The organism is Microbacterium sp. HD4P20 (genome assembly GCF_019449275.2).
Classification (GTDB): domain Bacteria; phylum Actinomycetota; class Actinomycetes; order Actinomycetales; family Microbacteriaceae; genus Microbacterium.
In genome coordinates this window covers 364,166-381,790 of sequence record NZ_JAHZQZ020000014.1, presented here as the reverse complement: position 1 = coordinate 381,790, position 17,625 = coordinate 364,166, and the positions used below count along the sequence as shown (strand labels likewise).

At 68.3% G+C, this 17,625-nt stretch carries 19 protein-coding genes and 4 tRNA genes; 8 read left to right on the top strand and 15 right to left on the bottom strand.

The genetic code is table 11. The features are described 5' to 3' along the window. Positions 1 to 17: 17 nt before the first annotated feature. From ruvC to pdxS, 4 genes are all read right to left on the bottom strand, one after another. Positions 18 to 593 (bottom strand): crossover junction endodeoxyribonuclease RuvC, encoded by a 576-nt coding sequence (gene ruvC, locus K0817_RS10075; protein WP_253735294.1) that lies wholly within the window; start codon positions 591 to 593, stop codon positions 18 to 20. Between the two features lie 52 nt (positions 594 to 645). After that, on the bottom strand, positions 646 to 1,407 hold the full coding sequence (locus K0817_RS10070; RefSeq protein ID WP_219981304.1) for a YebC/PmpR family DNA-binding transcriptional regulator: 762 nt from the start codon (positions 1,405 to 1,407) through the stop codon (positions 646 to 648). Positions 1,408 to 1,542: 135 nt separating this feature from the next. Beyond that, the gene (pdxT, locus tag K0817_RS10065; RefSeq protein ID WP_219981621.1) at positions 1,543 to 2,148 is read right to left on the bottom strand and encodes a pyridoxal 5'-phosphate synthase glutaminase subunit PdxT; all 606 of its coding nucleotides are present in this window, start codon (positions 2,146 to 2,148) and stop codon (positions 1,543 to 1,545) included. Beyond that, complete coding sequence (gene pdxS / locus K0817_RS10060) at positions 2,142 to 3,032, bottom strand: pyridoxal 5'-phosphate synthase lyase subunit PdxS (RefSeq protein WP_219981303.1); 891 nt, start codon at positions 3,030 to 3,032, stop codon at positions 2,142 to 2,144. The genes pdxT and pdxS overlap by 7 nt, the downstream gene beginning before the upstream one ends. Before the next feature lie 122 nt (positions 3,033 to 3,154). Between pdxS and K0817_RS10055 the strand changes: the two genes are divergently transcribed. Both K0817_RS10055 and pdxY read left to right on the top strand, forming a co-directional pair. Further along, positions 3,155 to 4,498: an aminotransferase class I/II-fold pyridoxal phosphate-dependent enzyme gene (locus K0817_RS10055; protein WP_219981620.1), complete on the top strand. Its 1,344-nt coding sequence runs from the start codon at positions 3,155 to 3,157 to the stop codon at positions 4,496 to 4,498. Positions 4,499 to 4,505: 7 nt separating this feature from the next. Continuing rightward, on the top strand, positions 4,506 to 5,357 hold the full coding sequence (gene pdxY, locus K0817_RS10050; protein ID WP_219981302.1) for a pyridoxal kinase PdxY: 852 nt from the start codon (positions 4,506 to 4,508) through the stop codon (positions 5,355 to 5,357). A gap of 13 nt (positions 5,358 to 5,370) precedes the next feature. Here pdxY and K0817_RS10045 read toward each other — a convergent pair whose 3' ends face one another. Beyond that, positions 5,371 to 5,955, bottom strand: coding sequence for an HIT domain-containing protein (locus tag K0817_RS10045; protein WP_219981301.1), 585 nt, complete (start codon positions 5,953 to 5,955; stop codon positions 5,371 to 5,373). Continuing rightward, positions 5,952 to 7,943, bottom strand: a complete 1,992-nt coding sequence (gene thrS / locus K0817_RS10040; RefSeq protein ID WP_253735293.1) for a threonine--tRNA ligase — start codon at positions 7,941 to 7,943, stop codon at positions 5,952 to 5,954. The genes K0817_RS10045 and thrS overlap by 4 nt, the downstream gene beginning before the upstream one ends. Positions 7,944 to 8,131: 188 nt before the next feature. Here thrS and K0817_RS10035 point away from each other — a divergent pair, with 188 nt between their 5' ends. The 3 genes from K0817_RS10035 (at position 8,132) to K0817_RS10025 (ending at position 9,679) form a co-directional block, all read left to right on the top strand. After that, positions 8,132 to 8,344, top strand: coding sequence for a KTSC domain-containing protein (locus tag K0817_RS10035; protein WP_219981300.1), 213 nt, complete (start codon positions 8,132 to 8,134; stop codon positions 8,342 to 8,344). A 113-nt stretch (positions 8,345 to 8,457) separates the two neighbouring features. After that, entirely contained in the window at positions 8,458 to 9,159 is a 702-nt protein-coding gene (locus K0817_RS10030) for an FAD-dependent monooxygenase (protein ID WP_253735292.1), read from the top strand. Continuing rightward, the gene (locus K0817_RS10025; RefSeq protein ID WP_253735291.1) at positions 9,089 to 9,679 is read left to right on the top strand and encodes an FAD-dependent monooxygenase; all 591 of its coding nucleotides are present in this window, start codon (positions 9,089 to 9,091) and stop codon (positions 9,677 to 9,679) included. The genes K0817_RS10030 and K0817_RS10025 overlap by 71 nt, the downstream gene beginning before the upstream one ends. A gap of 572 nt (positions 9,680 to 10,251) precedes the next feature. On the opposite strand, the gene K0817_RS10020 is transcribed toward K0817_RS10025, so the two are convergent. The 3 genes from K0817_RS10020 to K0817_RS10010 form a co-directional block, all read right to left on the bottom strand. Then, positions 10,252 to 10,323 (bottom strand) — tRNA-Val (locus K0817_RS10020). A 28-nt stretch (positions 10,324 to 10,351) separates the two neighbouring features. Beyond that, positions 10,352 to 10,422 (bottom strand) — tRNA-Cys (locus K0817_RS10015). A 53-nt stretch (positions 10,423 to 10,475) separates the two neighbouring features. After that, positions 10,476 to 10,548, bottom strand: a tRNA-Gly gene (locus K0817_RS10010). A 154-nt stretch (positions 10,549 to 10,702) separates the two neighbouring features. On the opposite strand from K0817_RS10010, the gene K0817_RS10005 reads away from it, so the two are divergent. Further along, positions 10,703 to 10,778: transfer RNA gene (locus K0817_RS10005), tRNA-Val, on the top strand. A gap of 19 nt (positions 10,779 to 10,797) precedes the next feature. Here the strand turns inward: K0817_RS10005 and K0817_RS10000 are convergent. The 5 genes from K0817_RS10000 to zapE form a co-directional block, all read right to left on the bottom strand. Beyond that, positions 10,798 to 10,959, bottom strand: coding sequence for a hypothetical protein (locus tag K0817_RS10000; RefSeq protein WP_219981299.1), 162 nt, complete (start codon positions 10,957 to 10,959; stop codon positions 10,798 to 10,800). 130 nt (positions 10,960 to 11,089) lie between these two features. After that, on the bottom strand, positions 11,090 to 11,809 hold the full coding sequence (locus K0817_RS09995) for a helix-turn-helix domain-containing protein (RefSeq protein ID WP_253735290.1): 720 nt from the start codon (positions 11,807 to 11,809) through the stop codon (positions 11,090 to 11,092). Between the two features lie 10 nt (positions 11,810 to 11,819). Then, positions 11,820 to 12,323 carry a type II toxin-antitoxin system PemK/MazF family toxin gene (locus tag K0817_RS09990; RefSeq protein ID WP_219981298.1) on the bottom strand — a complete coding sequence of 168 codons (504 nt, stop codon included), beginning with the start codon at positions 12,321 to 12,323 and terminating at the stop codon, positions 11,820 to 11,822. 69 nt (positions 12,324 to 12,392) lie between these two features. Then, positions 12,393 to 13,664 (bottom strand): ammonium transporter, encoded by a 1,272-nt coding sequence (locus K0817_RS09985; RefSeq protein WP_219981297.1) that lies wholly within the window; start codon positions 13,662 to 13,664, stop codon positions 12,393 to 12,395. 186 nt (positions 13,665 to 13,850) lie between these two features. After that, positions 13,851 to 14,879, bottom strand: coding sequence for a cell division protein ZapE (gene zapE, locus K0817_RS09980; protein WP_219981296.1), 1,029 nt, complete (start codon positions 14,877 to 14,879; stop codon positions 13,851 to 13,853). A 141-nt stretch (positions 14,880 to 15,020) separates the two neighbouring features. Between zapE and K0817_RS09975 the strand changes: the two genes are divergently transcribed. Both K0817_RS09975 and K0817_RS09970 read left to right on the top strand, forming a co-directional pair. Next, a complete protein-coding gene (locus K0817_RS09975; RefSeq protein ID WP_219981295.1) occupies positions 15,021 to 15,935 on the top strand; it encodes a sulfurtransferase in 915 nt (304 codons plus the stop codon). Further along, positions 15,932 to 16,375, top strand: a complete 444-nt coding sequence (locus K0817_RS09970; RefSeq protein ID WP_219981294.1) for a SufE family protein — start codon at positions 15,932 to 15,934, stop codon at positions 16,373 to 16,375. The genes K0817_RS09975 and K0817_RS09970 overlap by 4 nt, the downstream gene beginning before the upstream one ends. A 23-nt stretch (positions 16,376 to 16,398) precedes the next feature. Here the strand turns inward: K0817_RS09970 and K0817_RS09965 are convergent, their stop codons facing one another. Further along, complete coding sequence (locus tag K0817_RS09965; protein ID WP_219981293.1) at positions 16,399 to 17,619, bottom strand: S9 family peptidase; 1,221 nt, start codon at positions 17,617 to 17,619, stop codon at positions 16,399 to 16,401. Between the last annotated feature and the right edge of the window lie 6 nt (positions 17,620 to 17,625).

Genomic DNA, 17,625 nt, shown 5'->3' with positions numbered 1-17,625 from the left:
GCGGGACGCGGGACGTGTCACCGTCGGCTGAGTCGCTCCGCGTCGGCCCATGCCCGCTGTGCGGGAGTGAGGGGGCCGGATGCCGCTGCGGCCGGGCCGCCGCGCCACGCGTGGCATAGGGCCAGCGCCAGGGCGTCCGCGGCGTCGGCGGGCCGCGGCAGTGCGTCTAGCCGCAGCACGCGGGCGACCATCGCCTGTACCTGCCGTTTGTCGGCCGATCCGTATCCGGTGATCGCCGCTTTCACCTCGGAAGGTGTGTGCGTCGCTGCCGGAAGCCCGCTCTCGCCGGCGACGAGGAGGGCGATACCGCTCGCTTGCGCGGTGCCCATGACCGTGTGGCGGTTGTGCTGGGCGAAGACGCGCTCGACCGCGACGACGTCGGGCCGGTGCGCTGCGATGACGGCACGGAGGCCGGTCGCGATCAGCGCCAGCCGCGCTTCGATCGGCTCGCTCGGATCGGACCGGACCACGCCCACGTGCACCAGCTGCGCAGAGCGGTCCGGGGCCACATCGACGATGCCCACGCCGCAGCGCGTGAGGCCGGGGTCGATGCCCAGCACACGTAGCGGCGAACGGGAGGAACCGGAGGTCACTCCCCCACGCTAGGTGAGGAGGACGGATGCCCCGGCCAGGCGCGCCCGCTGCTCAGTCTTCGTCGTTCTCGAGTTCGGCCTGCACGTCGGCGCTCAGGTCGAAGTTGCTGTAGACATTCTGCACGTCGTCGCTGTCTTCGAGCGCGTCGATCAGCCGGAACACCTTGCGAGCCGTGTCGGCATCGACTTCGACCTTGAGATTCGGCACGAACTCGACGTCGGCCGACTCGTAGTCGATGCCCGCGTCCTGGAGCGCCGAGCGCACCTTCACGAGATCGGAGGCCTCGGTGACGACCTCGAAGCCCTGCGGGTGCGGCTCGACCTCTTCGGCACCCGCCTCGAGGACCGCCATCATGACGTCGTCCTCGGTCGTGCCGTCGCCCGAGACGACGATCACACCCTTGCGGGTGAAGTTGTAGGCGACACTGCCGGGGTCGGCGAGGCTTCCGCCGTTGCGGGTGAGCGCGGTGCGCACCTCTGCGGCGGCGCGGTTCTTGTTGTCGGTGAGGCACTCGATCATGAGGGCGACGCCGTTGGGTCCGTAACCCTCGTACACGATCGAGGTGTACTCGACGGCCTCGCCGCCGATGCCCGCGCCGCGCTTGATGGCGCGATCGATGTTGTCGTTGGGCACCGAAGTCTTCTTGGCCTTCTGCACCGCGTCGTACAGGGTCGGGTTGCCCGCCAGGTCGGCACCGCCGATCTTTGCTGCCACCTCGATGTTCTTGATGAGCTTGGCGAACGACTTCGCACGGCGTGCGTCGATGACGGCCTTCTTGTGCTTGGTCGTCGCCCACTTGGAATGCCCGGACATGGTCCTCCTGTGATCCTGTTCGGCGGTGCGTGCGCGGCTCCGCGCGATCGCCGGGGGCGCGGCCACCGGCAGACTATTCTAAGCCCGTCCGTCACGCGCGCCCGGAGGCGGCGGTGCCTCTGCCGCCGGGCGCCGTCAGACGGAACGGTCGCGGACCATGTCGAGGAACATCTCGTGGAAGCGGTGTTCGCCCGTGACCTCCGGGTGGAACGCCGTGCCGAGGAGCGGTCCCTGGCGCACCGCGACGATCCGGTGGTCGGCGAGGCGCGACAGGATCTCGACGCCGGGGCCCACCGACTCCACGAGCGGCGCACGGATGAACACCGCGTGCACCGGTGGCTCCCCCAGTACCGGCACATCGAGGTCGACCTCGAACGAGTCCACCTGAGTGCCGAACGCGTTGCGCCGCACGGTCGCATCGAGGCCGCCGAAGGTCTGCTGGCCCTCGATGCCGTCGGTGATGCGATCGGCCAGCAGGATGAGCCCGGCGCATGTGCCGTACATCGGCATGCCCGCCGAGATCGCGTCCTGGATCGGGGTGCGCATGCCGAACGCCCGCGACAGCTTGTCGATCACGCTGGACTCGCCACCGGGGATCACCAGCCCATCGACGCCCGCCAGCTCGGCCGGTCGCCGCACCAGGCTGGCCTCCGCGCCCCGATCGGCGAGGACGCGGACGTGCTCGCGCACGTCGCCCTGCAGGGCGAGCACGCCGACGCGGAGGCGGCTCGTGGTCACCAGCCGCGCTCGGCGAGGCGGTGCGGTGCGGGAAGGTCGGCGACGTTGATTCCGACCATGGCCTCGCCCAGGCCCCGCGAGACGTCGGCGACGACCTTGGCGTCATCGAAGAAGGTGGTCGCCTTCACGATCGCAGCGGCGCGCTCAGCGGGGTTGCCGGACTTGAAGATGCCGGAGCCGACGAAGACCCCGTCGGCACCGAGCTGCATCATCATCGCGGCGTCGGCGGGTGTGGCGACGCCACCGGCGACGAACAGCACGACGGGGAGCTTTCCGGTCTCAGCGATCTCTGCGACCAGGTCGTACGGCGCCTGCAGCTCCTTGGCTGCGACGTAGAGCTCGTCCTTCGTCATCGAACGCAGAACGTTGATCTCACTCGTGATCTTGCGGATGTGCTTCGTGGCCTCCGAGACGTCGCCCGTGCCGGCCTCGCCCTTGGAGCGGATCATGGCCGCGCCCTCGTTGATGCGGCGCAGCGCTTCGCCGAGGTTCGTCGCACCGCATACGAACGGAACGGTGAAGTTCCACTTGTCGATGTGGTTGACGTAGTCGGCCGGCGAGAGCACTTCGGACTCGTCGATGTAGTCGACACCCAGTTCCTGCAGCACCTGCGCCTCGACGAAGTGCCCGATGCGCGCCTTCGCCATCACCGGGATCGAGACGGCGTCGATGATGCCGTCGATCATGTCGGGGTCGCTCATCCGTGACACCCCGCCCTGCGCGCGGATGTCAGCGGGAACCCGCTCCAGTGCCATCACGGCGACGGCGCCGGCGTCCTCGGCGATCTTGGCCTGCTCCACGGTGACGACGTCCATGATCACGCCGCCCTTCAGCATCTCGGCAAGGCCGCGCTTGACGCGGCTGGTTCCGGTGTCGGCACTGGTCACAGGGGGTTCCCTTCGATGGATGCGCCACCCCGGGCGCACGCGGACGGACAGTCGTGGTGATTGGCCTAGGCCAAAAGATAGCATGTACCGGGCCTACACTCGGGAAGGCGATGAACGGTGACATGAACCACGGAATCAGCGGGCGCACGGCGTCGGAGATCGCCGACAGCCTGCGCGGCCTCGTCGAGCGCGGGATGCTGAGGCCCGGTGATCCGCTCCCTCCCGTGCGCACTCTCGCGGAAAGCCTCGGGGTCAACCGCAACACGACCGTCGCCGCCTACCGCCAGCTCACGCAGGCCGGTGTCGTCGTCACACGAGGCCGCGGCGGGACGCGCGTGGCACACCGCTCCCCCGTCGCGCAGGAGGGCTTCGCCGCCGACACGGTGCTGCGCGACGTCGGCACCGGAAACCCCGATCCCGACCTCATCCCCGACCCATCGAAGGCGCTGCAGAGCATGGCCGGACGGCCGGTGCTGTACGGCGAGCCGGTCATCGATCCCGACCTGGAGAGCTGGGCCCGCTCGTGGATGCAGGACGATCTCGGGTCAGCCGGCCCGATGCGACTGACGATCACGAGCGGAGCCGCGGATGCCGTCGAACGACTCCTCGCGCAGTCGCTGACCCGTGACGACGCCGTGGCGCTCGAGGATCCGTGCTTCCTCGCCAGCATCCACACGGTACGGCTCGGCGGGTATCGGCCGGTGCCGGTGCCCGTGGACGACGAGGGTATGACCGTCGCCGGGCTGCGCGACGCGCTCGAACAGGGAATTCGCGCCGTCGTGTGCACTCCACGTGCGCAGAACCCCACCGGCGCCAGTCTGTCGGCGCAGCGGGCGGCAGAGCTGCGCGACGTGCTCGCCGACCATCCGTACGTGCTCGTGATCGAGGACGACCACTTCTCTCTGCTGTCGCAGCGTCCGTTCCACTCGCTCATCGGTCCCGAGCACCGTCGCTGGGCACTCATCCGCTCGGTGTCGAAGTTCCTCGGACCCGACATGTGTCTGGCCGTGACGGCATCGGATCCCGACACCGCCGAGCGGCTCGCGATGCGCCTGACCCCTGGGACGACCTGGGTCAGCCATCTGCTCCAGCGCCTCACGCTCGCGCTGGTGACCGACCCTGGCGTGGTCGCTGCGATCGACCGTGCCGGCGCGCGCTACGCGGCGCGCAATGCCGCGTTCGCCCGACGTCTGACTGCGCGCGGAATTGCTGCCGAGCCGGGCGACGGGCTCAACCTATGGGTCGCGCTTCCGGTGACCGCGCGCACAGTGACCGACCGGCTCATGCGGCGCGGCTGGCTCGCCCGCAGCGGCGACGAGTTCCTGGTGGCGGACGCCGCGCCCTCCGATCGGCTACGGCTCACTGTGCACGACCTCGACGACGATGATGCCGAACAGCTCGCCGACGACATCGCCGCGGCCGTGGACGCCCTGCGGGAACGACTGGCGCCCGGACAGGTGGGATGATCGACCGGTGAAGATCCTGTCGATCCAGTCGGCCGTGGCTTTCGGGCACGTCGGCAACTCCGCGGCCGTGTTCCCCCTGCAGCGCATCGGCGTCGAGGTGCTCCCGGTGTACACGGTGAACTTCTCGAACCACACCGGCTACGGCGCATGGCGCGGTCCCCTCATCAGCCCCGACGACGTGCGCGACGTGATCCTCGGCATCGAGGAGCGTGGCGTCCTCGGGCAGATCGATGTCGTGCTGTCTGGATATCAGGGCGGCGAGGGCATCGCCGATGTCATCCTCGACGCCGTCGCGCGTGTGAAGTCCGCGAACCCCGATGCCGTCTACGCGTGCGACCCCGTAATGGGCAACGCCACCTCGGGGTGCTTCGTCGCGCCCGCCATCCCGGTGCTCCTGCGCGACCGCGTGGTGCCGGCCGCCGACATCATCACGCCGAATCAGTTCGAGCTCGGCTTCCTCACCGAGACCGAGCCGGCGGACCTGGAGTCGACGCTCGCGTCGGTGGACATCGCCCGCGCCATGGGGCCTAGGACGGTGCTCGTGACGAGTGTGGAACGACCGGACCGCCCGGAGGACACGATCGAGATGCTCGCCGTCACCGACGACGGCGCGTGGATCGTCCAAACGCCCCGCATCCCGCTGAAGGCCAACGGCTCGGGTGACGTCACCGCTGCGCTGTTCACCGCGCACTTGCGCCGCACCGGCGATCCCGCCGACGCACTCGCACGCACCACATCGAGCGTGTTCGACCTGCTCGAGCGCACTCACGCATCAGGCGAGCGCGAGCTGCAGTTGGTCGAGTCGCAGGAGTCGTACGCCCACCCGCGCCTCCAGTTCGACGTGCAGCAGGTGCGCTGAGGCGAGTCTCGGGTCAGCCGGGCCAGGCGTCGGCGACAGCGCGGCGGACCTCGCCCAGCAGCTGCGGCAGCGCCTTGGTCTTCGCAATGATCGGGAAGAAGTTGGCGTCCGAAGCCCACCGGGGAACGACGTGCTGGTGCAGGTGCTCGTCGACGCCGGCGCCGGCGACATGACCCTGGTTCATGCCGATGTTGAAGCCGTCGCAGCGCGATACCTGGCGGAGCACGCGCATCCCCTGCTGCGTGAGCAGGCCGATCTCGGCGACCTCCTCGTCGGTCGCTTGGTCGTACGTCGCGATGTGACGGTAGGGGCAGACCAGGAGGTGTCCCGAGTTGTACGGGAAGAGGTTCAGCAGCGCATACGCGGTGCTGCCGCGGAAGACGATGAGTCCGTCCTCGTCGGACTTGCGCGGCGCCTCACAGAACGGGCAGTCGTGGCGCAGCACCTCGGGGCCCGCCTGGATGTACGCCATACGGTGCGGCGTCCACAGACGCTGGAACTCGTCCGGCACTCCGGGGAGCGTCGCCGCGTCGACAAGGGACTGGTCCGAGGAATCCGTCTTCCGCGCCTCGTCCCCGCCCTCGTCGACCGGGCTCACGCGAACTCCTCCGCCGTGTTCACCAGAGCGTGCGTGGCGATCGCCGCCTGCACGCGGCGCACCGCATCCGCGATCGGCACGCCGTTCTCCTGCGAGCCGTCGCGGAAGCGGAACGAGACGGTGCCGGCAGATCGGTCCTGCTCCCCCGCGATGAGCTGCAGCGGGACCTTCTGCGTGGTGTGGGTGCGGATCTTCTTCTGCATGCGATCGTCGGAGTGGTCCAGCTCGGCCCGCACACCGCCCGAGCGCAGCTGCGCGATCACCTCGCCGAGATAGTCGGCGTACTCCTCGGCAACCGGGATACCCACCACCTGCACGGGCGACAGCCACACCGGGAACGCCCCGGCGTAGTGCTCGAGCAGAATCGCGAAGAACCGCTCGATCGAGCCGAACAGGGCGCGGTGGATCATGATCGGCCGCTTCTTCTGGCCGTCGCGATCGGTGTACTCCAGCTCGAAGCGTTCGGGCAGGTTCGGGTCGACCTGCACGGTCGAAAGCTGCCACACACGACCGATGGCATCCCGCGTCTTGAGGTCGATCTTCGGTCCGTAGAACGCCGCCTCGCCGGGGACCTCGGTGAGCTTGAGCCCGCTGGCCAGCGCGACGTTCCGCAGCGCGTTCGTCGAGTAGTCCCAGAACTCGTCCGAGCCGATCCACTTGTCCTTCTCGTCGTCGCGCATCGACAGCTCGAGCTCGAACTCGTCGAGCCCGAAGTCGCGGAGCATCGAGACGACGAACTCCAGGACCCGAGTGGTCTCGGCCTCGAGCTGCTCGGGGGTGACGAAAAGGTGCGAGTCGTCCTGTGTGAAGCCGCGCACTCGGGTCAGGCCGTGCAGGGCGCCCGAGAGCTCGTTGCGATAGACGGTGCCGTTCTCGGCGAGCCGCATCGGCAGGTCGCGGTAGCTGCGCGCACGCTCCTTGTAGATCAGGATGTGCATCGGACAGTTCATCGGCTTGAGGTAGTAGTCCTGGCCGTGCTTGACGATCTCGCCGTGCTCGTCGCGCTCCTCGTCCATCACGATCGGCGGGAACATGCCCTCCTTGTACGTGACGAGGTGGTTCGAAGTGAGGAACAGATCCTCCTTCGAGATGTGCGGCGTGTACACGTAGTTGTAGCCGCCCTCGATGTGGCGACGACGCGCGTGCTGCTCCATCTCGCCGCGCACGACACCGCCTCGCGGATGCCAGACGGACAGGCCCGAACCGATCTCGTCGGGGAACGAGAAGAGGTCCAGCTCCTTGCCCAGCTTGCGGTGGTCGCGCTTTGCGGCCTCTTCGAGCCGCGACTGGTAGGCCCGCAGAGCTTCCTTCGTCGGCCACGCGGTGCCGTAGATGCGCTGCAGCTGCGGGTTCTTCTCGCTCCCCCGCCAGTACGCGCCGGCGATCCGCTGGAGCGCCCAGCCGTTGCCGATCATCCGTGTGCTCGGCAGATGCGGGCCGCGGCACAGGTCCTTCCAGACCGTCTGCCCGTCGCGATCGACGTTGTCGTAGATCGTGAGCTCGCCGGCCCCCACCTCGACGGAGGCGCCTTCGGTCTTGTCCGCGCCGCCCTTCAAGCCGATCAGCTCGAGCTTGAACGGCTCCGCGGCCAGTTCCGCACGCGCTTCCTCGTCGGTGACGGCGCGACGCACGAAGCGCTGGCCCTCGCGGACGATGCGCTGCATCTCCTTCTCGATGGCCTTGACGTCCTCGGGGGTGAACGGATCCTTCACATCGAAGTCGTAGTAGAAACCGTCGGTGACGGGCGGGCCGATGCCGAGATTCGCCTGCGGGTTGATGCGTTGCACAGCCTGCGCGAGCACGTGTGCCGCCGAATGCCGCAGGATGTCGAGACCGTCCGGGCTGTCGATCGTGACCGGCTCGACGGCATCCGTCTCGAGAACCTGCGTCGCGAGATCCTTCAGCTCTCCGTTGACACGGAGGGCGACCACGGAACGGTCGGGAAAAAGGGCGAACCCGTCGGCGGGATAGGGCACGGCGTCAGACACGGAAACTCTCCTGGAAGTGGCTCGGATCAAGGCTACTCAGCTTCGGGCGCGCCCCGCGCCCCGCCCGCTCAGGCGCCGAGCGTTCGCGTACCAGTCGTCGCCTGCGTGACAGCGGCGATCGACCGGACGAGTTCCATCCCACGAGTGTAGTCCCGTCCATCCTGCCTCGAAGGCGTAGCCTCGGATCGATGAAGCGCCAGAGACTGGAGTCGACGGTGATCGCGTCGGCCGGGTACGACCCGGCCACCGCGCTGCTCGAGCTCGAGTTCACCTCTGGCGACGTCTACCAATACTTCGCAGTTCCGCCGTCCGTGCACCGCGCTCTGGTCCACGCCGACAGCGTGGGCCGGTTCTTCGCCACCCATATCCGCAACGTGTACCCGGCGCGCCAGGTGCGCTGAGCCGGTGATGTCTGTGTCAGCGATAACCGCGTTGCATGCTTTCGTGCCGCTGCCCGGGCCGCGGGATCCCCCTGCCACTAGAGTTCGAGCATGACCGGCATTCGGGCGCTGCTGTGACGACCGTCGAACGGGACTGCGTGATCGCCGGCGGCGGGCCGGCCGGGGTCATGCTCGGGTTCCTGCTCGCCCGCGCGGGATTGCGAGTCACCGTGCTGGAGAAGCACGCCGACTTCCTCCGCGACTTCCGGGGAGACACGATCCATCCCTCGACGCTTACGGTGCTCGGCGAACTCGGCATCCGTGATCGCTTCCTGCAACTCCCCGTCACCCGGCTCCCGACGCTGGATGCGGTCTTCGACGGTGAGCGGATCACGATGGTCGATTTCCGCACACTCCCCCGACCCAATGACTTCCTCGTGCTGGCACCGCAATGGGACCTGCTGAACTTCCTCGTCGAGGAGGGGCGTGCCTACCCCGGTTTCGAGGTGCGCATGCAAACGGAGGCGACCGGGGTCGTGATCGACGACGGCAGGATCCGGGGCGTCCGCGCCGCCGGACCCGACGGCGACGTGGAATACCTCGCACCGCTCAGCGTGGCGGCCGACGGACGGCACTCCGTCGTGCGCGAGGCCGCGGATCTGACCCCGCGCGGGTTCGGTGTGCCCATCGACATCCTCTGGTTCCACCTGCCGAAACCCCCCCGACGCCCCTCCCCCGACGCTCGCGTACTTGTCGGCGAAGGGGATGGTCCTGACGATCGACCGCGGGGAGTACTACCAGGCGGGAATGGTCATCCGCAAAGGCGGGTTCGATGACCTCCATTCTGCGGGCCTCGCGGCGCTGCGAGCCTCGATCGCCGAGATCGCCCCTGTCCTGACGCCTGTCGTAGGCGCCCTCACCGACTGGGACCAGGTGAAGCTGCTCGCCGTGCGTCTTGACCGTCTCGACCGCTGGCACCGCGATGGCTTCATCGCGATCGGGGACGCCGCGCACGCGATGTCGCCCGTCGGAGGTGTGGGCGTGAACTACGCGATCCAGGATGCGGTCGCCCTCGCGAACGCGATCACTGACGAGCTACGCCGCGGCGGTGTCTCCTCTGCCACCCTGCACCGCGTACAGCGTCGCCGCGCGGCGCCAGTGCGCATCATGCAGCGGATTCAACGCGCAGCCCATGCCGGCATCACCCGACGGACGGCTTCAGGGCGCTTCCTGCCGCGTGGGGTCGTTACCGCGTTGCGGTTCGCGTCGCCTGTCGTGCGGCGTCTCATCGCGCGCCTGATCGGGCTCGGCATCCGTCCCGAGCACGTCCGTCCGTCGAGCAATTCGAGAAGGTAGAAGACCCGCGGAATTCCGCGGGTACTCGTGGTGCGCCGGGGTATCGAGGTTCAGCGTGCCCTTGAGATCGTCCAGGTCGAGCGCGAAGCCATCAGTGTGCGAGTTGCCCAAGCGGTCGACGTAGCTCACTGTTGCTCCAATCTCGACCGGCGCGCGAGCCGCGTCGCTTCGGTCGCCGACAAGATCCATTGGCATGACGACCTCGAATTGAGGGGGCATGGTCGGCAAGCCTCGAGTGAACGGCGGTCTTGTATTGCGGGTCGTCCGTGCCGGATCATCGGAAGTCCAACGGAAATGGTGGGGGGTTTGACGTGTTCGTTGCAATCTGGGCCTTCGTACGCAGGATCCTTGGCTGGTAGATCACGCACCCGTGCCGCACGGCGGCCTCCGCCAACGCCTGCACCCCCGATTACAGTTGCCCAGCGCACGCCGGCGTCGCCATTTTGCAGGGGCCCAGCCCCCGAGGGCGACGGTTCGCCGAGGCGGTCCCTGCTGATCGCGTCTTGCACGTCTGTTGCACGGAACTCACGCAAAGCACAAATAAACCCCCGGGGTCTCCGGGGGTTTCAGTGTGCGCGATACTGGGATCGAACCAGTGACCTCTTCCGTGTCAGGGAAGCGCGCTACCGCTGCGCCAATCGCGCCCGTTCGGGCTATTCAGTTGTGCAGGCGAGGTGGCGACGGGATTCGAACCCGTGTAAACGGCTTTGCAGGCCGGTGCCTAGCCGCTCGGCCACGCCACCGCGTGTGGTTTGACCCCACGTGCCTCGATCCCAGGGAGGGACCTCTGCACTCGAGCGGATGACGAGACTCGAACTCGCGACCCTCACCTTGGCAAGGTGATGCGCTACCAACTGCGCTACATCCGCATTTCGCTCCCGGATTCGCACCCGGGCACTTGAATGACTTTAGCCGATCCTCGCGGTCCTGCAAAACCGAGCGGCGGTCGCGCGTGTCACATCGCAGTGGTGCGAGCGGCACGCGAGCATCCGGTAGGATCGTTACTCGTCCCCCTCGGGGAACGGGCGATTGGCGCAGTTGGTAGCGCGCTTCCTTCACACGGAAGAGGTCATCAGTTCGAGTCTGGTATCGCCCACCACCAGTCCTCCTCACCCATGTCAGCTTTCCCTCACGAAGGTTCCATGCGCGTCGGCGAGCACGTCGGCCGTCGTGCTGTGGTTCTCCCCCGGCACCGCACCCAGCGACGCGGTGGGCAGGATGTCGGCGACCGCTCGCGCACCCACGGCGAGGCGGGGCCACGTGGCGTCGCCGTGCGTCACCCCGGCCCCTGCCGCGACGGTCGTAGTTGATCAGACGGACCTCATCCGCGAGCAGCTGAGCGGTCGCTGCGTTCTCCGGCGTGGTGGCACGGTGAGCTGTTGCGCCGGCTGACTGCCGCGATGCCTCACGCTACGAAGGATGGTCCATGTCGGTCCTGTATAGAAGCGACAGCGCATCACCCGCCCCAGGCTGCCGCAGCTCAGTGGCCGAACGCCCGATGAACCGCTGGAGCGATCGCGCGAGGTGTGGCTGGTCGTAGAACCCCAGCTCGTGCACCACCCGCGCGATGGGCAACCCTTCGCCGAGCAGAACCGCCGCCTGTCTCGCGCGCTCGATCTGCCTGATGGCTCCCGCCGTCAGTCCCGTGGCCGCCGCGACGCGTCGCTGCACCGACCGTGTTCCGACGCGCGCCATGCCGCCCCATACGACGTCGTCCACGAGCGGATCGCGCGTGAGCACCCCTGCGCGCACCAGCTTCTGCACGAAATGCTCTGCGTCGTCGAAACCGGGTATCTCCCATTCCTCGCCACGCAGCACGAATCTGCGTCCATCGACGTGCGGGCTTTCGGCGTCCGAGTCGATGAGGCGGCGGGAAGGCAGGTGCGGCATGGTCGTGCCGTGGGAGAAGGTGATTCCGATGGACTCGGACTCGCCGTCGATACGGACCTCGGTGGGTCGGGTCTCAGGCCCGCGCGCGGCGGCGCGGATCACGCCGCCGTCCTGCCAGAAGACGAGCTCCCATGTCGAGGTCGACACCGAGTTCATGACGCCGGCGCCCGACGTGCGCCCACGCCACACACGCGCTACGTACGGCGAATCGGCTTCCCGGTCTTCACTCTCGATCGGCATCATCACCCCGTCAGTTGCCGACATCCCACCCGTACCGGCGGTGCAGCGCGTCCGCGACGCGGACGAACCGCTCGATATCCAGAGCGGACGCCTCACGACGCATGCCTGCTCGATGGACACTGAAGATCTGCTCCACGTCCACCCACGATGGGCGTCCGCGTGGATCCCAGTCGCCCATCCCGATCGCGAGGTAGTCGCGGTCTCCGTCGTGCGCCTTGCTCGTCAGGCGCACGGCATACACGCGGTCCGTGTCCTGTCGGGCGATCACCAGCACGGGCCGGTCCTTGCCTCTGCCGTCCGCTTCGTCGTACGGGACCCACGTCCACACGATCTCGCCCGCGTCGGGTTCGCCGTCGCGATCGGGCGTGTACCCGATGCGCAGAGCCTCTGCTGCGGGTGGTGCGACCTCGACGGTGGCGGTCGATCCCGACGCCGCCCGCGTCGGGGGATCCGTCTGCGTCGTCGCGGTCAAGAACCGCTTGATACGGCTGAGGATGCCGGGGCGCGCAGTCATACCGGCACGATAGCGCGGAGGGGCGCCGCGGTCTCCCGCGACGCCCCTCCACCCGGGGGGATCCTCGACTCAGGCGCGCGTGCCCTCGAGCACGTAGCCTTCCTCGCCGTGGACGACGGTGTCGATACCGGCGACCTCGTCCTCGTTCTTGACGCGGAAGCCGATCGTCTTCTCAATCGCGAGGCCGATGACATAAGCGAGCACGAAAGAGTAGATCATGACCGCGAACGCGGCGATCGCCTGGACGAGGAGCTGCGTGGCGCCGCCACCCATGAACAGGCCCACGTCGGTGGCGAAGAACCCGATGTACAGCGTTCCGATGAGACCGCCCACCAGGTGGATGCCCACCACGTCGAGCGAGTCGTCGAAGCCCCACTTGTACTTGAGCTCGATCGCCAGGGCGCACACAGCGCCGGCGATGAAGCCGAGCACGATGGCCCAGAACGGCGTGACCGACGCGCAGGCGGGGGTGATCGCGACGAGACCCGCCACAGCGCCCGATGCCGCGCCCACCGAGGTGGGCTTGCCGTCCTTGAACTTCTCGACGACCAGCCACGCCAGCAGCGCGGCCGCGGGAGCGGCGATCGTGTTGACGAAGGCGAGCGCGGCGACGCCGTCGGCGGCGAGCTCGGAGCCGGCGTTGAAGCCGAACCATCCGAACCACAGCAGGCCGGCGCCCAGCAGGACGAACGGCGGGTTGTGCGGGACGTGCACGCCCTTCTGGAAGCCGAGGCGCTTGCCCAGGACGAGCGCGAGGGCCAGAGCTGCCGCACCGGCGTTGATGTGGACCGCGGTTCCGCCGGCGAAGTCGATCGCGCCGGCACCGAACCACTCCTGCAGACCCATCGTGATCCACCCGCCGTACGCGAAGCTGCCGTCCTCGGCGAGGCCGAAGTTGAAGACCCAGCTGGCGACCGGGAAGTAGACGATGGTGGCCCACAGCAGCGCGAAGATCATCCACGAGCCGAACTTGGCACGGTCGGCGATGGCGCCGGAGACGAGGGCGACCGTCAGGATCGCGAAGGTTGCCTGGAAGGCGACGAACGCGAGTGGCGGGTAGGCGCCCTCACCGGCGTCGAGCAGGCTCGTGAGCCCGAGCTCGTTGAAGTCGATCGCCCAGGGCGCCTGGATCGTGCCCTCTGCCGTCGACGGGAACGCGATCGCGTAGCCGTAGAGCACCCAGAGCACGCCGATGAGCCCGAGTGCACCGAAGCTGAGCATCATCATGCTGATGACGCTCTTGGCCTTGACGAGTCCGCCGTAGAAGAACGCGAGTCCTGGCGTCATCAACAGGACGAGCGCTGCGCATATCAGGATGAATGCGGTGTTTCCTTGATCCATCTCGAGGGGAACCTCTCTGCAGGGACGCAGGTGTAGCGTCGGGTTCCCTCAGTGTTGCGAGGTGCCGTTTCGGCAGCGGTCCACCCCGTGTTTCCCGCTCGTTACACGAGGCCGCCGCACGTAAACATCGTGTTTCGTGCAGGCGGGAGCGTCCCCCGAAGTGCTCGCAAGAGGCGGCGCGCCGGGTCAGGCGAGAGTAGAGGCGACCAGTCGCGAGATCGCCCGGAGGTACTTCTTGCGGTAGCCGCCCGCGAGCATCTCGTCGGGGAACACCAGGTCCAGCGACGTGCCCGTCGCGCGGATGGGCAGCTCTGCGTCGTACACGCGGTCGATGAAGGCGACGAACCGCAGTGCCGCCGACTGGTCGGCGAACGGTGCCACATCGCGCAGGCCGACGGTCGAAAGGCCCTCGATGAGCGTGATGTAGCGCGACGGGTGCACGCGGGCCAGGTGTGCGACGAGATCCGAGAACCGGTCGTCGGAGACGAGACCGCGGGTTGCGGCATCCGCGACGGCCGTTTCGTACTCCGGCTCGGTGAGCACCGCCGCGTGTCCGTCGAGGGCGCGATGACGGTAGTCGGTGCCGTCGATCCGGATCGTCTGGAAGCTCGATGCCATCGCGTGGATCTCGCGCAGGAAGTCCTGGGCGGCGAACCGACCCTCGCCGAGGGCGTTGGGGGGCGTGTTGGATGTCGCGGCCAGGCGAGTACCGGAAGCGACGAGTTCGCCGAGCAGGCGGGTCATCACCATGGTGTCGCCGGGATCGTCGAGCTCGAACTCGTCGATGCACAGGAGATCAGCGCCCCGGAAGAGGTCCACGGTGTTCTGGTAGCCGAGCGCCCCCACCAGGGCGGTGTACTCGATGAACGAGCCGAAATACTTCCGGCGGGCCGGCATCGCGTGGTAGACCGCCGCCAGCAGGTGCGTCTTGCCCACGCCGAACCCGCCGTCGAGGTACACGCCCGGCTTCGTCTCGGGACGTTTCGCACGCCGGAAGAACCCGCCCTTGGCAGGAGCTGCGGCATCGGCGAACACCCCGAGGAGGTCTTTGGCCTCCTGCTGCGACGGATACTCCGGGTCTGCCCGATAGGTGTCGAAGGTGGCGTCGGCGAACTGCGGTGGGGGGACGAGCGCTGCGACCATCCCCGCCCCGGTGAGCTGCGGCGTGCGCTCGATGAGATGGAGGACGCCGGTTCGGGTGGCGGAGGGTGTCATGCGTGTCCTGAGTCGAGGGGTGGCCGGAGCCCGGACCCGGGTACGGCGCGGTGATGCGCCGGCCCGCCGGGGAATCTATGGTCGAAGAAGACGGTTCAACCCTAGTCGTCGCACTTTCGTCCCCGCCCCGAGGAGCAGCGCATGCCTGTCGAGATCGACACGTCGTCCGAGAAGTTCGCCGAGTACGCCGAGCCGGGACGCCTCGTGACCGCACCGTGGCTCCAGGAGAGGCTCGGTCAGCCGGGACTCGTCGTCGTCGAGTCCGACGAGGACGTCCTCCTCTACGAGACCGGGCACATCCCCGGCGCGGTGAAGGTGGACTGGCACACCGAGCTCAACGACCCCGTCGTGCGCGACTACGTCGACGGGGAGGGGTTCGCCCGGCTGATGAGTCGCAAGGGCATCGCGCGCGATGACACGGTCGTGATCTACGGCGACAAGAACAACTGGTGGGCCGCGTACGCGCTGTGGGTGTTCTCGCTCTTCGGGCACGAGGACGTGAGGCTGCTCGACGGCGGACGCGACAGATGGATCGCGGAGGGCCGTCCGATCACGACCGACGCGTCATCGCCCGAGCCGACGGACTACCCCGTCGTCGAACGCGACGACTCGGTGCTGCGCGCATACAAGGAGGACGTCGTTGCGCACATCGGCACGGGTCCGCTCATCGACGTGCGCTCGCCGGAGGAGTACGACGGCTCGCGTACGTCCGCACCGGCGTACCCCGAGGAGGGTGCGCTGCGCGCCGGCCACATCCCCACGGCCAAGAGCGTTCCCTGGGGTCGGGCCGTCGCCGCGGACGGCGGTTTCAAGCCGCGCGCCGAGCTCGAGGCGATCTACCGCGACGAGGCCGGTCTGCGCGAGGGCGACTCCGTCGTCGCCTACTGCCGGATCGGTGAGCGGTCGAGTCACACGTGGTTCGTGCTGCGACACCTCCTGGGCTATGCGGACGTTCGCAACTACGACGGTTCGTGGACGGAGTGGGGCAGTGCCGTACGGGTGCCCATCGCCACGGGTGCGGAGCCGGGCTCTGCCGGATCAGGCGTGCGACCATGACCGACGCCCTTCCTGAGACCCTCGCCGGCATCCGCGACGACTTCCTCGATCTGCCCGAGCCCGATCGCCTCCAGCTGCTCCTGGAGTTCTCGCAGGAGCTGCCTGCGGTGCCCCCGGAATACGAGAACCACCCCGAGCTCTACGAGAGAGTCGCGGAGTGCCAATCCCCCGTCTTCATCATCATCGACGTGGACGCCGATGACAGGGTCGCGATGCACGCCACCGCGCCGGCCGAGGCGCCGACGACTCGCGGGTTCGCGAGCATCCTGGCGCAGGGGATCACGGGACTGACCGCCGACGAGGTGCTCGCGATCCCGGCGGACTTCCCGCAGAGCATCGGCTTGACGCGCGTCGTCTCGCCGCTGCGGATCTCGGGCATGACCGGGATGCTCCTGCGCGCCAAGCGGCAGGTGGCCGCCAAGCGACCGACCGGGGCGTGACGAGCGCCACGAGCGCCCACCCGTCATTCGCCGGCGGTCGCGACCTCTGACGTGACGCCCTGAGCGACGAGCCACGACCGGATGCTCTCGCTCCAACGCTCCTGGTCGTAGTTCCAGAGCTTGGTGTGACGGGCGACGTGGAACACCTGCAGCTCGACGAGATCCGGACGCGCGACGAGAAGATCGTGCGAGGCATCCGATGGCACGAATCCGTCGTCGTCGCTGTGAAGGATCAGGAGCGGATGCCGCAGCTCGGCCGCCCGTGCGACGATATCCAGTCGATCGAACGGGATCGCCCCGCCGGTCCGTGTGACAGGCGATGCCCACTCCGACTTCAGGGCTCCGATGGCCAGTCCGCTGACGAGCTGAGGGACGCGCTGAGCGCGGGCCTGATACTCCAGAACGATGCGCCAATCGACGACCGGAGACTCCAGGATCAACCCTGCGATGGCGTCGGCATGCGCCGAGTTCAGCGACAGCTGCAGGGCGATCGCCCCACCCATCGACCAGCCCATCACGACGATCCGGCGAGCCCCGCGCCGGCGCGCGAATCCCACGGCGGCGTCGACGTCGCGCCATTCCGTCGCGCCGAGGGTATAGGCGCCGGTCCTGCTCCGCGGAGCCTCGCCGTCGTTGCGGTAGGACACGACGAGCGACGTGATGCCGAGTGAATGGAACAGCGGGACGGCGCGAAGGCACTCGGCTCTGTTCGTGCCGCGCCCGTGCACCTGGATCACCCAGACGTCTCCGTCGCCCGCCGGGAACAGCCAAGCCGGGCACGGGCCGACCGACGAGCCGATGAGTTCGGGGCTGAAGGGCAGGTGCAGCTGCTCAGGGCGGTCGAAATACCAGCCGCTGAACGCAGCGTCCGGGGCGAGCCGAGCGTCCGAGCCGACGTGCGTCAACAGCTTGCGCGTGACGCTCCCGTCGCTCTCGGAGAGCACCGACCCGAGCTTGACGTAGTCCGCGGTACCGGTGGTGAACAGGCCGTAGCGCCCCGGCAACTCTGTGTCGGGTGTGCGAGAGAGGGTGATCGTCTGGGCGACCGTGTCGAGCGACAGGATCCGCGTGTCGGGGACGCGCCCGGCTGGGGTCACGACCTTGCGGGCCATGCGCACCGATCCGGCGGCGAGCAGCCCGAGCGTGCCGGCCAAGGCCACGCTCAAGACGGTGAGCGCGCCCCTGACGCCGGCCACGAGAGCGGGTGAGGCGCCGCGCATCGCGGCGCGCCTGGAGACGACCATCGAGGC

Bases quoted from the DNA above. Each gene is read 5' to 3' on its own strand.
- K0817_RS10055 (WP_219981620.1), top strand. From the start codon at position 3,155: ATGAACCACGGAATCAGCGGGCGCACGGCGTCGGAGATCGCCGACAGC.
- K0817_RS09985 (WP_219981297.1), bottom strand. From the start codon at position 13,664: ATGGATCAAGGAAACACCGCATTCATCCTGATATGCGCAGCGCTCGTC.
- zapE (WP_219981296.1), bottom strand. From the start codon at position 14,879: ATGACACCCTCCGCCACCCGAACCGGCGTCCTCCATCTCATCGAGCGC.
- K0817_RS09970 (WP_219981294.1), top strand. From the start codon at position 15,932: ATGACCGACGCCCTTCCTGAGACCCTCGCCGGCATCCGCGACGACTTC.
- K0817_RS09975 (WP_219981295.1), top strand. From the start codon at position 15,021: ATGCCTGTCGAGATCGACACGTCGTCCGAGAAGTTCGCCGAGTACGCC.
- K0817_RS10025 (WP_253735291.1), top strand. From the start codon at position 9,089: ATGGTCCTGACGATCGACCGCGGGGAGTACTACCAGGCGGGAATGGTC.
- K0817_RS09965 (WP_219981293.1), bottom strand. From the start codon at position 17,619: ATGGTCGTCTCCAGGCGCGCCGCGATGCGCGGCGCCTCACCCGCTCTC.
- K0817_RS10070 (WP_219981304.1), bottom strand. From the start codon at position 1,407: ATGTCCGGGCATTCCAAGTGGGCGACGACCAAGCACAAGAAGGCCGTC.
- K0817_RS09990 (WP_219981298.1), bottom strand. From the start codon at position 12,323: ATGACTGCGCGCCCCGGCATCCTCAGCCGTATCAAGCGGTTCTTGACC.
- K0817_RS10035 (WP_219981300.1), top strand. From the start codon at position 8,132: ATGAAGCGCCAGAGACTGGAGTCGACGGTGATCGCGTCGGCCGGGTAC.
- K0817_RS09995 (WP_253735290.1), bottom strand. From the start codon at position 11,809: ATGCCGATCGAGAGTGAAGACCGGGAAGCCGATTCGCCGTACGTAGCG.